This is a genomic window from Variovorax sp. RCC_210, assembly GCF_041355175.1.
Classification (GTDB): domain Bacteria; phylum Pseudomonadota; class Gammaproteobacteria; order Burkholderiales; family Burkholderiaceae_C; genus Variovorax.
This window is the reverse complement of record NZ_JBFUPJ010000016.1, coordinates 148,661-163,681: the sequence shown is the minus strand read 5'-3', so window position 1 is coordinate 163,681 and position 15,021 is coordinate 148,661. Positions and strand designations below refer to the sequence as shown.

General features: G+C 68.0%; 9 protein-coding genes. 6 read left to right on the top strand and 3 right to left on the bottom strand.

The genetic code is table 11. The features are described from left to right. Positions 1 to 64 precede the first annotated feature (64 nt). The 4 genes from uvrA to AB6807_RS32625 all read left to right on the top strand — a co-directional run bounded on the left by uvrA (position 65) and on the right by AB6807_RS32625 (position 9,415). On the top strand, positions 65 to 5,896 hold the full coding sequence (uvrA, locus tag AB6807_RS32640; RefSeq protein ID WP_371087821.1) for an excinuclease ABC subunit UvrA: 5,832 nt from the start codon (positions 65 to 67) through the stop codon (positions 5,894 to 5,896). 245 nt (positions 5,897 to 6,141) lie between these two features. Continuing rightward, positions 6,142 to 7,191, top strand: coding sequence for an ornithine cyclodeaminase (locus AB6807_RS32635; protein ID WP_116909553.1), 1,050 nt, complete (start codon positions 6,142 to 6,144; stop codon positions 7,189 to 7,191). 43 nt (positions 7,192 to 7,234) lie between these two features. After that, on the top strand, positions 7,235 to 8,275 hold the full coding sequence (locus AB6807_RS32630) for a histone deacetylase family protein (protein WP_371087820.1): 1,041 nt from the start codon (positions 7,235 to 7,237) through the stop codon (positions 8,273 to 8,275). Positions 8,276 to 8,443: 168 nt separating this feature from the next. Further along, positions 8,444 to 9,415 (top strand): tripartite tricarboxylate transporter substrate binding protein, encoded by a 972-nt coding sequence (locus AB6807_RS32625; RefSeq protein WP_116909551.1) that lies wholly within the window; start codon positions 8,444 to 8,446, stop codon positions 9,413 to 9,415. Positions 9,416 to 9,421: 6 nt separating this feature from the next. Here AB6807_RS32625 and AB6807_RS32620 read toward each other — a convergent pair whose 3' ends face one another. Both AB6807_RS32620 and AB6807_RS32615 read right to left on the bottom strand, forming a co-directional pair. Further along, entirely contained in the window at positions 9,422 to 10,492 is a 1,071-nt protein-coding gene (locus AB6807_RS32620; RefSeq protein ID WP_371087819.1) for a Fic family protein, read from the bottom strand. Between the two features lie 107 nt (positions 10,493 to 10,599). Further along, on the bottom strand, positions 10,600 to 11,220 hold the full coding sequence (locus AB6807_RS32615; protein WP_371087818.1) for a TetR/AcrR family transcriptional regulator: 621 nt from the start codon (positions 11,218 to 11,220) through the stop codon (positions 10,600 to 10,602). Positions 11,221 to 11,309: 89 nt separating this feature from the next. Here AB6807_RS32615 and AB6807_RS32610 point away from each other — a divergent pair, with 89 nt between their 5' ends. Further along, a complete protein-coding gene (locus AB6807_RS32610) occupies positions 11,310 to 12,575 on the top strand; it encodes an MFS transporter (protein WP_371087817.1) in 1,266 nt (421 codons plus the stop codon). 202 nt (positions 12,576 to 12,777) lie between these two features. Next, positions 12,778 to 13,986 carry a porin gene (locus AB6807_RS32605; protein WP_371087816.1) on the top strand — a complete coding sequence of 403 codons (1,209 nt, stop codon included), beginning with the start codon at positions 12,778 to 12,780 and terminating at the stop codon, positions 13,984 to 13,986. A 148-nt stretch (positions 13,987 to 14,134) separates the two neighbouring features. Here AB6807_RS32605 and AB6807_RS32600 read toward each other — a convergent pair whose 3' ends face one another. After that, the gene (locus AB6807_RS32600; RefSeq protein ID WP_371087815.1) at positions 14,135 to 14,980 is read right to left on the bottom strand and encodes an HAD-IIB family hydrolase; all 846 of its coding nucleotides are present in this window, start codon (positions 14,978 to 14,980) and stop codon (positions 14,135 to 14,137) included. Positions 14,981 to 15,021: the final 41 nt, after the last annotated feature.

Sequence of the window (15,021 nt, the reverse complement as noted above, 5' to 3'; positions counted from 1 at the left end):
ACGCAATGCACAAACCCTTCACGGTCCGCTCCCTAGAATGTTTGCCCCACCCCTCAAGGCATTCATGACACAGGGCTCCATCCGGATTCGCGGCGCACGCCAGCACAATCTCCAGAACCTCGACCTCGACATCCGCACCGGCGAGATGACCGTGGTGACCGGGCCAAGCGGCTCGGGCAAGTCGAGCCTGGTGTTCGACACCCTCTACGCCGAAGGCCAGCGGCGCTACGTGGAAACCTTCTCCGCCTATGCGCGCCAGTTCCTGGACCGCATGGACAAGCCGGCCGTCGACAAGGTGGAGGGCGTGCCGCCCGCCATCGCCATCGACCAGACCAACCCGGTGCGCTCCTCGCGCTCCACGGTCGGCACCATGACCGAGCTGAACGACCACCTGAAGCTGCTGTTCGCACGCGCGGCCAACCTGTTCGACCGCGAAACCGCACTGCCGGTGCGGCACGACTCGCCCGACAGCATTTACGCGCAGATCGTCGAGCGCGCGGCGGCGGCGGGCGATCCGCGGCTGGTGGTCACATTTCCGGTCGAGCTGCCCGCGACCACCACGGCCGACGAAGTGACGCAATGGCTGTCGGCCAGCGGCTTCACGCGCGTGCAGTCCGAGCGCGAGGTGGCCACGCCCACCGGCCCGCGCAAGGTGCTCGACGTGGTGGCCGACCGCTTTCGCGCATCGAGCGCCGAGCGCGCGCGCGTGGTCGAGGCCATCGAGGTGGCGCTCAAGCGCGGCAGCGGGCGCGTCACCGTGCACGCCACGGGCGCCGACGAAGGCGCGCCGACGGACGTGTGGAAGTTCTCCACCGGCCTGCACTGCCCCGAGAGCGACATCCGCTACCCGGACCCGATCCCGTCGATGTTCTCGTTCAACTCGGCAGTGGGTGCCTGCGACAGCTGCCGCGGTTTCGGCCGCGTCATCGGCGTCGACCTGGGCCTGGTGATTCCGAACGACAAGCTCACGCTGCGCGCGGGCGCGATCAAGACCATCCAGACCCCGGCCTGGAAAGAGGCGCAGGACGACCTCATGCGCCACGCCGAGTCCGCGGGCATTCCGCGCGACACGCCGTGGAACAAGCTCACCGAGGAGCAGAAGCACTGGGTGATCGAGGGCACGCCCAACTACAAGGAAGGCAACTGGAACAAGCAGTGGTACGGCGTGCGGCGCTTCTTCGGCTACCTGGAGAGCAAGGCCTACAAGATGCACATCCGCGTGCTCTTGTCGAAGTACCGCAGCTACACGCCGTGCCCGACCTGCAGCGGCGCGCGCCTGAAGCTCGACAGCCTGATCTGGCGCATCGGCAGCAAGGAAGACGCGGACGCGGTGCTGCCGCCCGAAAAGCGCTTCATGCCGACCGGCGCGAAGTGGACGCGGGCGCAGCTGGAGGCCTTGCCGGGGCTGTGCCTGCATGACCTGATGCTGTTGCCTATCGAGCGGTTGAGGAAGTTCTTCGACCGGCAGCTGCCCTCACCCCAACCCTCTCCCGCAAGCGGTAGAGGGGGCAAGACAACGCAGTTGACCGAGGGCTCTGAATTGCTCCCTCTCCCGCTTGCGGGAGAGGGCAGGGGTGAGGGAGAAACCCAGGCCCTGAAGTTGCTCTTCGAAGAAATCACCACCCGCCTGCGCTACCTGCACGACGTCGGCATCGGGTACCTCACGCTCGACCGCCAGAGCCGCACGCTGAGCGGCGGCGAGGTGCAGCGCATCAACCTCACGACGGCGCTCGGCACTTCGCTGGTCAACACGCTGTTCGTGCTCGACGAGCCCAGCATCGGCCTGCATCCGCGCGACATGAACCGCATCACCGAGGCCATGCTGCGCCTGCGCGACGCGGGCAACACGCTGGTGGTGGTCGAGCACGACCCGGCCGTGATGCTCGCGGCCGACCGTGTGATCGACATGGGCCCCGGCCCCGGCATCCGCGGCGGGCAGATCGTGTTCGACGGCACCACCGACCAGCTGCGCGACGCCGACACCCTCACTGGCCAGTACCTCGGCGGGCGCAAGAAGATCGGCATGGGCTTCAAGCGGCTCGTGAGCGAGAACACGCACCGCCTCATCCTCGAAGGCGCGCGCGAGCACAACCTGAAGAACGTCACGGTCGAGTTCCCGCTGGCGCGGCTGGTGTGCGTGACCGGGGTCAGCGGCTCTGGCAAGTCGACGCTCATCCAGGACGTGCTGGCGCCCGCGCTCATGCGCCACTTCGGCAAGGCCACTGAAACCCCCGGCGCGCACGACCGCCTGCTGGGCGCAGACCACCTGGGCGACGTGGTGTTCGTCGACCAGTCGCCCATCGGCAAGACCGCGCGTTCCAACCCCGCGAGCTACGTGGGTGCGTGGGACGCGATTCGCGAGATCTTCGCCACCGCTGCGCTGTCGCGCCAGCGCGGCTACACCGCGAGCAAGTTCAGCTTCAACTCCGGCGACGGGCGCTGCCCGACCTGCGGCGGCTCGGGCTTCGAGCACGTGGAGATGCAGTTCCTGTCCGACGTGTACCTGCGCTGCCCCGACTGCGACGGCAAGCGCTACCGCCCCGAGATTCTCGAAGTGCGCGTGGAGCGCAAGGGCAAGACCTACAACGTGGCCGACGTGCTCGACCTGACGGTGGCCGAGGCCGCCACCGTGTTCGAGGGCGACCGCGACGTGCTGCGCGTGCTGCAGCCCATTTCCGACGTGGGCCTGGACTACGTGAAGCTGGGCCAGCCCGTGCCCACCCTCAGCGGCGGCGAGGCGCAGCGCCTGAAGCTCGCCGGCTTCCTGGCCGAGGCGGCGAAGAACGCCACGTCGAGCAAGCAACTGCTGGCGCGCAAGGGCACGCTCTTCCTGTTCGACGAGCCGACCACCGGGCTGCACTTCGACGACATCGCGCGCCTCATGCGCGCGCTGCGCAAGCTGCTGGACGCGGGGCATTCGCTGATCGTCATCGAGCACAACCTCGACGTCATTCGCGCCAGCGACTGGCTGATCGACCTCGGCCCCGAAGGCGGCGAGGGCGGCGGGCAGGTGGTGGCCGAGGGCACGCCCGAGCAGATGCGCGAGAACCGCGCCTCACTCACCGGCGCCGCGCTGGCCGACTACGAGCTGGCCATCGGCCCCGACGCCTACAAGGTGGCCGAGCGCGCCGCGCGCCGCTACATCGCCAACGCCAAGACGGCGCCGGGCGCCAACGCCATCGAGATCGTCAACGCGCGCGAGCACAACCTGAAGAACCTCAGCGTGGACATTCCGCGCGGCAAGTTCAGCGTGGTGACGGGCGTGAGCGGCTCGGGGAAGTCGACGCTGGCCTTCGACATCCTGTTCAACGAAGGGCAGCGGCGCTACCTCGAATCGCTCAACGCGTACGCGCGCAGCATCGTGCAGCCGGCGGGCCGGCCCGAGGTCGATGCGGTGTACGGCATTCCGCCGACCGTGGCCATCGAGCAGCGGCTGTCGCGCGGCGGCCGCAAGAGCACCGTGGGCACCACCACCGAGGTGTGGCACTTCCTGCGGCTGCTGTACGTGAAGCTGGGCATCCAGCACTGCATTCACGACGGCGCCGCCGTGCAGCCGCAGACGCCCGACAGCATCGCCGCGCAGCTGATGCGCAACTTCAAGGGCCAGCACATCGGCCTGCTCGCGCCGCTGGTCAGCAACCGCAAGGGCGTGTACACCGAGCTGGCCGACTGGGCGCGCCCGCGCGGCTTCACCCACCTGCGCGTGGACGGCGACTTCCTGCCGACCACCGGTTTTCCGCGCATCGACCGCTTCAAGGAGCACAGCATCGAGCTGCCCGTGGCCAGCCTCGACGTATTGCCCTCGAAGGAAACCGAGCTGCGCGCGGCGCTGACCAAGGCGCTGGAGCACGGCAAGGGCGTGGTGCATGTGCTGAGCGACCTCGACGGCCTGCGCGCGGCCATGATGGCCGGCGTGTCCGCCGTGGGCATCGGCCGCGTCAACGTGTTTTCCACGCTGCGCGCCTGCCCGGTGTGCAGCACCAGCTACGCCGAGCTCGACCCGCGCCTGTTCAGCTACAACAGCAAGCACGGCTGGTGCCCCGACTGCGTGGGCACGGGCGTGAAGCTCAGCAAGGACCAGCGCAAGGTGTTCGACGACTCCGTGCGCGACGACGACAACAAGGGCCGCGAACAGACCTTCGCCGAACCCGAGATCGAGGACCTGGCCGACACCGCCTGCCCGACCTGCCAGGGCACGCGCCTGAACGCCACGGCCCGCGCCGTGAGCTTCGGCGCATCGCCGGCCGACGGGCTGAGCGGCATCGGCATCACCGAGCTCGCGCGCATGAGCGTGACCGAGGTGCGCCAGTGGTTCGAAGGGCTGTCGCTGTCGGGCCGCGAGGCGGAGATCGCGCGCGACCTGGTGCCGGAAATCAAGAGCCGGCTCGAGTTCCTCGAAGAAGTGGGCCTGGGCTACCTCACGCTCGACCGCGGCGCGCCCACGCTCAGCGGCGGCGAGGCGCAGCGCATTCGCCTGGCGGCACAGCTCGGCAGCAACCTGCAGGGCGTGTGCTACGTGCTCGACGAGCCGACCATCGGCCTGCATGCGCGCGACAACCAGATCCTGTTGAACGCGCTGCACAAGCTCGGTGAAAAGGGCAACACGCTGGTGGTGGTGGAGCACGACGAAGACACGATCCGCCGCGCCGACCACATCATCGACATCGGCCCGAGCGCGGGCAAGCGCGGCGGCCGGCTGGTGGCCGAAGGCTCGGTGGCCGACATCCAGAATGCCGGCGATTCGCAGACCGGGCGCTACCTGCGCGATGCCATCAGGCATCCGCTGCAGGCGCGCCGGCTGGTGCCCTCGCCCGACCCCAAGGCCGAGGACAACGGCGAATGGCTGACCGTGCACGGCGCCAACCTGCACAACCTGCAGGACGTGACCGCCACGCTGCCGCTGCACCGCCTGGTGGTGGTCACCGGCGTGAGCGGCTCGGGCAAGTCGACGCTCGCGCGCGACGTGCTGCTGGCCAACGTGCAGGCCGTCGTCATCCAGCGCATGACCAAGGCGGGCCGCGACGCCGATGCCGCCGGCAAGCGCCCAGCCTGGGCCGGCTGCGGCAGTGTCGATGGCTACGAGGTGATCGACCGCGTGCTCGAGGTCGACCAGACCCCGATCGGCAAGACGCCGCGCAGCTGCCCGGCCACCTACATCGGGTTCTGGGACACCATCCGCAAGCTGTTCGCCGACACGCTGGAGGCCAAGGCGCGGGGCTACGGCCCGGCGCGCTTCAGCTTCAACACCGGCGAAGGCCGCTGCCCGGGCTGCGAAGGCGCGGGCGTGCGCACCATCGAGATGAGCTTCCTGCCCGACGTGAAGGTGCCTTGCGAGGTGTGCCACGGCGCGCGCTTCAACCCCGAGACGCTGGCCGTGAGCTGGCGCGGCAAGAGCATCGGCGACGTGCTGAAGATGGAGGTCGACGAGGCTGTCGAGTTCTTCGCGAGCATGCCCAACATCGCGCACCCGCTGCAGCTGCTGAAGGACGTGGGGCTCGGCTACCTCACGCTGGGGCAGCCGTCGCCCACGCTGTCGGGCGGCGAGGCGCAGCGCATCAAGCTGGTGACCGAGCTCAGCAAGGTGCGCGACGACATCACCCGCCGCGGCCAGAAGGCGCCGCACACGCTGTACGTGCTCGACGAGCCGACCGTGGGCCTGCACATGGCCGACGTCGAGAAGCTGATCCACGTGCTGCACCGGCTGGTGAACGGCGGCCACAGCGTGGTGGTGATCGAGCACGACCTCGATGTGATCGCCGAAGCCGACTGGGTGCTCGACCTCGGGCCCGAAGGCGGGAACGCCGGCGGGCGCATCGTGGCGGCGGCACCGCCGGAAGAGGTGGTTCGGCTGGGCACGCACACGGGCGTGGCGCTGGCGCCTGTGCTGGCGAGATAGAGCTCGCCCACAGGCTTCGCGCACTGCGTGTCGCTTCGCCAACCCCCTGCCGGGGGGCGACACCAGCGGCCCGGCAAAGCCGGTTCCGCGGTGTTCTGCGATGTTCTGCGAAGGGACTCGCCATGCGCTGCAAGCGGGCGCACAATGGCTCGAACCCTTGGCGCAGGCGCATCCTGACTCAGCCATGGTGGAGTGACATGTGAGGGGATGAAGCGCCGCGGCGGGGCTACGCAAGGAGCCATGTCATGACCCGCTTCATCGATGTCCACAGCCTGGTTCGCCTGGTCGACGAGACCGGCGTTCCCCAATTTCTCGAGGCGCTGGCCGACGCGCTGCGCGACGACTTCCTGCGATGGCGCGAGTTCGACAAGAAGGCGCGCGTGGCCAGCCACTCGCACCTGGGCGTGATCGAGCTGATGCCCGTGGCCGACGACGGCGCCTATGCCTTCAAGTACGTCAACGGCCATCCGCACAACACGCAGGTCGGGCTTCCCACCGTGATGGCCTTCGGCGTGCTGGCCGAGGTGGACACGGGCTACCCCGTGCTGCTGTCGGAGCTCACGCTCACCACCGCCTTGCGCACCGCCGCCACCTCGGCCATGGCCGCCAAGGCATTGGCGCGGCCCGATTCGCGCAGCCTCGCGTTGATCGGCAACGGCTCGCAAAGCGAGTTCCAGGCGCTGGCCTTTCACGCGCTGCTGGGCATCGAGGAAGTGCGCGTGTTCGACACCGACCCGCACGCCACCGACAAGCTGGTGCGCCACCTCTCGGCCTGCACGCCGCTGGACATCGTGCGCGCGCGCTCCGTGGCCGAGGCCGTGCGCGGCGCGGACATCGTCACCACCATCACCGCCTACCAGGGCCACGCCGCCGTGCTCACGCCCGGAATGATCGAGCCCGGCATGCACATCAACGCCGTGGGCGGCGACTCCCCCGGCAAGACCGAGCTGCACCCCGGCGTGCTGCCGCTGGCGCGCGTGTTCGTCGAGTACGAGCCGCAGACCCGCGTGGAGGGCGAGATCCAGCAGGCGGCGGCCGACTTTCCGGTGCACGAGCTGTGGCGCGTGCTGCTCGGTGAAGTGCCGGGGCGCGAGAGCGCGCAGCAGGTCACGCTGTTCGATTCGGTCGGCTTCGCGCTGGAGGACTACACGGCGCTGCGCTACATCCAGCGCGTGGCGACCGAGCGCGGCATCGGCCAGCAGATTGCGCTGGTGCCGGAGCTCGACGACCCCAAGGACCTGTTCGGCCTCACGGCCTCCGGCAGGCGCCGGGCGGTGCTGCGGCGTGCGGCATGATCGGCGGCTTCATCACCGCCTGCCGCCGCCGCCGCGTTGCCTCATGCTCACCATCTACAACGACCAGCACGTTCTTCACCAGGGCAAAGTCGAGATGTTCCGCGGCGAACTCGTGCCGTGCTTCGAGGTGCCGGCGCGCGTCGACCACGTGAAGCACGAGCTGGAGCGCCGAGCGCTCGGCCCGCTGCAATTGCCCGATGCCTTCGACGATGCGCTGCTGGCCAGGGTGCATGCGCCGCGCTACCTGGACTTCATCGCGCATGCCTGGGACGAGTGGGTGGCGCTGGACCCGGCCAACGCGACGCGCGACGCGCTGCCTTCGTACTGGCCCACGCGCGGCATGCGCACCGACGTGTTGCCGAAGAGCTTTCCGGCGCGCATGGGGTTGTTCTCTTTCGACGCGGGCACGCCGCTGATGGCCGGCAGCTGGGCGGCGGCGCGGCACGGCGCGGCCTGCGCATGGACGGCGGCGCAGCGCGTGGCTGGCGGCGAGCGCGCGGCCTTCGCGCTGACGCGCCCGCCGGGGCATCACGCCGGGGCCGACTTCTTCGGCGGCTACTGCTTCGTCAACAACGCGGCTGTCGCGGCGCAGGCGCTGCGCGACGCGGGCGTGGAGCGCGTGGCCGTGCTCGATGTGGACTACCACCACGGCAATGGCACGCAGGCCATCTTCTACGGGCGCGACGACGTTCACTTCGCCAGCCTGCACGGCGACCCGCTGACCGACTACCCGTACTACCTGGGCCACGCCGACGAGCGCGGCGAGGGCCGGGGCGAAGGCTTCAACCACAACCTGCCGCTGCCGCGCGGCACCGGCTTCGCCGCCTGGCGCGCGGCGCTGAAGACCGCGCTGGCGCGCATCGCCGAGGTGAAGGCTGGCGCGCTGGTGGTGTCGCTCGGCGTCGACACCTTCGAGGGCGACCCAATTTCCGGCTTCAAGTTGAAGAGCGACGACTACCTGCGCATGGGCGAAGACCTGGCGCGCGCCGGCTTGCCGACCGTGTTCGTGTTCGAGGGCGGCTATGCGGTGGCCGAGGTGGGGGTCAACGCGGTCAACGTGCTGGAAGGGTTTGCGCAGGCGTAGCTGGGTAGCTTGCCGACTGATGGCCGGGGCAGGCGGGCGAGTGACGCGCAGGCGACTCGGATCGCCGGAATGGCCTTGTTTCAGCCGGGCAATCAGGGCCGCCCCGATTGCCTTTGCCGACCCGGCAAGGCCCAATCGGCGCTTCTTTTAGTCAGGATCCAGTCAGCCATGCTGCGCCGCTCTTCTTTCCTCTGTGCCGCCACGCTTGCCGCGTGCGGTCTCGTTTCCCCGCTGGCGGCTTTCGCTCAAGCTTTTCCCGCCAAGCCCATCAAGCTGGTCATCGCCTTCCCGGCCGGCGGCCCGACCGACATCACCATGCGCCAGCTCGCGGACAACGCGAGCAAGATCCTCGGCCAGCCCGTGATCATCGACAACAAGCCCGGCGCCGGCGGCACGCTGCCCGCGCAGGCGCTGCAGACCTCGCAGCCCGACGGCTACACCGTCGCGCAGATCCCGCTGGGCGTGTTCCGCCTGGGCTACACCACCAAGATCAACTGGGACCCGCTGAAGGACATCACGTACGTGCTGAACGTCACCGGCTATGCCTTCGGCATCGTGGTGCCGGCCAACAGCCCCTTCAAGACCTGGGCCGACTTCGTCGCCTACGCCAAGGCCAACCCCGGCAAGCTGACCTACGGTTCCACCGGCAACCTCACCAGCCCGCACCTGACGACCGAGATCGTCGCGCAGAAGGCCGGCATCGAGCTGCAGCACGTGCCCTACAAGGGCAGCGCCGACCTGATGCTCGCGGTGGTCAGCGGCCAGCTGATGGCGGCCGCCGACAGCACCGGCTTCGCGCCGCAGGTCGAGGCCGGCAAGCTGCGCGTGCTGAACACCTGGGGCGAGAAGCGCCTGGCCAAGTTCCCTGACGCGCCGACGCTGAAGGAACTGGGCTACGACGTGGTGCAGAACTCGCCCTTCGGCATCGGCGCCCCCAAGGGCACGCCGCCCGAGGTGGTGAAGAAGCTGCACGACGCGTTCAAGCAGGCGATGGAAGAGCCGAGCTACGTGGCCTCGCTGGGGCGCTACGACATGCTGCCGAACTACATGAGCTCGGCGACGTACACCAAGTTCGCGCAGGACACGGTGGTGAAGGAGAAGGTGGTGATCGAGAAGCTGGGGTTGGCGAAGGAGAAGTGAGGCGGTTTACTTCGTCCCTTGCAGGATGGGCGCGAGCGCAACGTTGATGTAGTAGTTGCCGCGCCCGATCTTCTGCTTCTGCACGAAGCCGCCTTCGACCAGCGCATCGAGGTATTTGGTTGCTGTGATGCGCGAGACCTGCAGGTCTCGCTGCACGAATTCAATCTTCGTGTACGGGTGCATGAAGAGGTTGTTTATCAGGTCCTGGCTATAGAACCTGTAGCCTTCGCGAATGCGGTGCTTGTAGTCGAACAACGCCGACTTGATGGCGTTGATCGTTTCGATGGTCTGGCCCGCGGTCGTCTCCACGGCTTCGAGCAGGTACAGCACCCATTCCTCCCACGTGTCGTTGTCGCGCACCGATTGCAGCAGCCGGTAGTAGTCGGCCTTCGTCCGCACGATGTGACTGCTCAGGTAGAGCACCGGAATGTCGAGCAGCCGCTCTTTCACCAGGTAGAGCACATTGATGATCCGGCCGGTGCGGCCGTTGCCGTCGTAGAACGGATGGATGCTCTCGAATTGATGATGGATAAGCGCCATCTTGATCAGCGGGTCGACGGCAAACAGATCGGCCTCATTGGTGAAGCGTTCCAACGCACGCATCAGCGCCACGATCTCACCGGGATCTTGCGGGGGTGTGTAAACGGTGCGACCTGCGCCATCCCTGAGCGCAGTCCCGGGCAATTTCCGGAAGCCGGCGTTGTTTCTCTCCAGTTCGGACTGAATCCGAACGATGTGGTTGGACGTGATCAAGCCGCTGTCACGCACTTGATCGAAGCCCACGCGCAACGCTTGCCGATATCGCAGAACCTCCTTGGCTGCTGCGTTGGCAAAAGCCTCTGGCAGCACATCGTCCTTGAACAACTCGTCATGCGTTGTGACGATGTTCTCGATTTCGGAACTGTCCTTGGCTTCCTGGAGGCCCAGGGTGTTGATCAGGATCTCTTGATTCGGTATGGCTGCCGCAATCCCCTTGAGTTCCGCCAGCTGGCGGCTCGCGCTTGCAAGCTTCTTCAGAATTGCCGGCGTGTCGAAGCGGGCGGGGTCGAGCCGATCAAGCGGAGGAAGGGTGTGCATAGCAAATTAAAGATTTCTATACATGGTAGGGCTGACATGCATAGAAAACTCGAATTTCTATACACGTCCTCTTTGATATGTCTAGAAAGGCTTGAAAACTGCACAGGTCAGCGGCCCAACGCAGCAATCGCAAACAACTCCTCCACCAACCGCCCCGCCAACTCCCCCTTCACCGGCTCCCCCCCGAACACCAGCCGGAACACGATGGGCGCGATCAGGTGGTCGATCACCTGCTGCGCTTCCGGTGCCCGCTCCCCGCGGGCGCGCGCCTGTTCCACCATCGCCAGTGCTTCCTTGCGGCGGTTGCGCAGGCAATCGGTGTCCGCATCGCCGGTGGCCAGCGCGGCCGCGGCCTTCAGCAGCGAGGTGTTGCATGGCTTGGCCAGGTGTTCGATGAGTTCGCGCGCCCAGGCTTCCAGGTCCACGCGGAGCGCGCCGGTGTTCGGCAGCGGCCGGTTCGGGTCGAGTCGGTGCGTGGCGGTTTCCGCCAGCAGGCCCTGCAGGTCGCCCCAGCGCCGGTAGATGCTGGAGGCGCTCACGCCTGCGCGCTCGGCCACGGCCGGCACGGTGACCCGCTCGCGCCCCTGCTCGGCCACGAGTTCTTCCAGCGCGGTGCGCACCAGCGCCTGCACCTGCGCGCTGCGGCCGCCGGGGCGCTTGCTGGGGGCGCCCGGAAGGGGGGCGTTGGAAGTGACTGTGGAACCCGGAGAAATGACGACGTCGTTCATGTTTCGGACTTTAACGCAAAGATATTTGCTTTAGCTTCTTCTCAAGTCTAGAATCGCAAAAGCAAAAAAAGTTGCATTAAGGATCCGACATGCCCTCCACCTGCCCCGACCTCGCCGCCAGCACCGCCGCCCTGGCTGCTCGCGCCAAGCCAAGGCGCGTGCCTGCGAACGTGGCCTTCGTGTTGCTCGCGACGGTGCTGTTCGCCTTTTTCTTCGCGGCCAGCGCGCCGTCGCCGCTGTTCGTGGTGTTCCAGCACGCCTGGCATTTCTCGTCGTCGATGCTGACAGTGGCCTTCGCGATCTACGCGATTGCGTTGCTGCTGTCGCTCCTGGTCGCCGGCTCGCTGTCGGACCACATCGGGCGCCGCCCGGTGGTGCTGGCGGCGCTGGTGCTGCAGGCGGTGGCTATGGGCCTTTTCCTCTTGGCGAACGACATCGGCGGGCTGATCGTCGCGCGGGTGGTGCAGGGCGTGGCCACGGGCATCGCGAGCGGGGCGCTGAGCGCGGCGGTGGTCGAGGCGGCGCCGGCCTCGCGCAAGCGGCTGGGCGCGCTCATCACCAGCGTGTCGCCGCTGGCCGGCCTGGCGGTGGGGGCGCTGCTGACAGGCATCGCCGTGAAGTTCTCCGTGCAGCCGGTGCTGTGGGTGTTCGGCGGCCTGGCCCTGGTGTTCGCGGCGGGTGCGGTGGTGGTGCTGTGGATGCCCGAAACGGTCACGCCGCGCGCGGGCGCGCTGGCCTCGTTGGTGCCGCGCGTGTCCATTCCCGTGAAGGCGCGGGTCGAGTTCGTGCGCGGCCTGCCGGTGTTCATCGCGGTGTGGGCGCTGGGCGGGCTGTTCCTGTCGCTGGCGCCCTCGCTGATGCTGCATGTGTTCGGCGTCGACAACGGCGTGGTCAACGGGCTGACGGTGGCGGTGCTCTCGGGCATGGGCGCCATCGCGCCGACGCTGCTCGGCCGCTTCGCGGCGCCGCGCCCGGCCGTGTTCGGCATGGCGAGCATGGTGATCGGGCTGGCGCTGCTGCTGGCGTCGCTGGCCACGCGCTCGCTGGCGCTGTTCTTCGTGGGCACGGCGGTGGCGGGCATCGGCTTCGGCGGTGCGTTCTCTGCGCTGGTGCAAGCGCTGGCGCCGCTGGCGCAGTCGCACGAGCGCGGCGAGCTGTTTGCGGCGATCTTCGTGGTGAGCTACCTGGCGTTCAGCCTGCCCGCGATGCTCGCGGGCTTCCTGGTCGCGCCGCTGGGCTTGCTGAACACCGCCCAAGGCTATGCCGCGGTGCTGTTGCTGATCGCGGCCTTCGGCACCTGGCGGCAGGCCGCGGCGCTGGCCGGCAAGGGGCGCGCGTCGTCGGTCAGCGAGTAGTCAGCCTTGTGTGGTTAAGCGCCTGCCACAGAAACGCGCAGGCAGTCAAACCTAAGTCCCTTCGCGAAATTAGGTGTTAACCCTATGTAATTCGTACGTCTTCACTCGAAACAAGACTTGGGGCATCCCGAGGCAGCAAGGCCCGGGCTTTGACAGTCGCGCCGCAGGCCGGCGCGGCAATTCCCCTTTCTTGGAGTGACGAATGAAAAAATCCCTGCTTGTTCTGGCTGCCCTGGCGGCCTGCGGTGCCGCGTCGGCGCAATCGACCGTGACCCTGTTCGGCGTGGTCGATGCTGCCGTGCGCAACGTATCGAACAAGAGCGTGTCGACGAACGTGTTCGGCCCCGGCTACAGCGTGAAAGCCAGCCGCACCGAACTGGCCAACTCGGGCCTGAGCTCCAGCCGCCTCGGTTTCCGCGGCGTGGAAGACCTGGGCGGCGGCCTGTCGGCCAGCTTCTGGCTCGAAGCCCCGATCACCAACGACGACGGCGCCACCGGCATCTCCAGCTTCAGCCGCCGCTCCACCGTGAGCCTGGCCGGCAGTTTCGGCGAGATTCGCCTGGGCCGCGACAAGACGACCACGGTGCTGAACGAAGAGCAGTTCGACCCCTTCGCCGACACCGGCATCGGCGGCTCGCTGATCATCGACGCCAACGAGACCAGCGTCTCGGGCACCGGCTACGGCAGCAACAGCACCTACAAGCGCGCCGGCAACATGGTGCAGTACTACCTGCCGCGCAACCTGGGCGGCTTCTACGGCAACGTGGGCTACGCGCTGCACGAGAACACCCGCACCTCGGCCAGCTTCGCCACGGCCGCCTCCACCGACACCGGCCGCCACATCGGCGGGCGCATCGGCTACGCGGCCGGCCCGCTCGACGTGGCCGCCAGCTACGCGCAGAACGACACCAGCTTCACGACCGGCACCGGTGCCGCCGCCGTGGCGCGTCCGGGCAAGGTCAAGACCTTCAACCTCGGCGCGACCTACGACTTCGGCGTGGCCAAGCTGTTCGGCGAGTACTCGCGTTCGAAGGACCAGCGCGACCCGCTCAACCCCTTCACCGTGGTGCCCGACGTGGACCTCACCGGCTACCTGATCGGCGTGATGGTGCCGATCGGCCCGGGCCAGATCCGCGCTTCGTACTCGCAGGTCAAGTACGACTTCAACCGCGTGCCGACGCTGTTCGGCGTCAACCCCGCCGACCCCAAGGCGAACAAGCTGGCGGTGGGCTACGTGCACAACCTGTCGAAGCGCACGGCGCTCTACGCCACGGTGGCGCGCGTGAGCAACAAGAACGGCGCGGGCCTCACGATCGGCGCCGGCCCGTCGTTCAGCACCACGTTCAACGGCACGGCGCTGCAGGCCAAGTCGTCGATGGGCTACGAGTTCGGCATTCGCCACGCCTTCTAAGGCGCGGCCCGGTCTTCACTGTTTCTCCAAGGTCCTTCACCGGTCCTTTTCAGCCCGCCTCGTGCGGGCTTTTTTTTGCCTGCGTGTTGTTTCTTTGCCTCGGTGCATCACGCATTCAGCGGCAATTCAACGTCCGTTCGACGCCGGTTCAGGTCCGTTCGCGAACAGCCAGCACCGCGCGCGCCGCTTCAGCGAACCCGGTGCCGCGCTCGCCCTGCGTCACATAGCGCGGCAGGTGCTCCAGCTGCGGCACGAAGCGCGCCACGTTCGCCACGCCAATGCTGTGCGCGAAGCTGCGGAACATCAGCTGGTCGTTGGTGGAGTCGCCCACGTAGGCCCAGCGGTCCATCTCGTCGTCCAGCGCGCGGCCCCACAGCTCGCGCACGATCCAGCGCGCGCCCTCGAGCTTGTCGTTGTCGCCGTACCAGCCGTTGATGTGGATGCTGCTCACCGTGGCGTGCATGCCTTCGCCGCGCATCAGCGCCACCACCTGCGCGACGGTGGCGTCGCTCAGCTGCACGAACTCGCTGTGGTCGATGGCGATGTCGGTCTCGCGCCCCGGCGAGTCGGTGGCGCGCGCGGCGCCCGGAATCTCGCGCTCGATGCGCGCCAGCACGGCCTGCATGCGCGCGAAGTTGGTGGCGCGCGTGGCGGCGTCCTGCTGGTAGCGCTTCTCGACCTGGCCGTCGGCCGTGGGCAGCAGCGCCACAGCGCCGTTCTCCGCCACGATGGCATCGACCGGCCAGCTGTTGACGAAGGGCAGGCTCCAGCCCACCGGCCGCCCGGTGATCGCCACCACCGACAGCCCCGCGGCCTTGAGGTCGGCCAGCGCCTGCAACGCGTCGGGCGTGATCGCGCCTTCGTGCGTCAGCGTGTCGTCGATGTCGGTGAACACGCCGACGAGCGCGCCGCGCGCGGCGGCCTCCCATCGGGCCAGCGGCAGCAGGTGGTGGGGGGAGGAGGGCAGCGAAGAAGACAAGGGCGAAGCTGGCATGGCAAGGAATCCGTGGGGAGCCGCGAATCGTACCGGCGCAT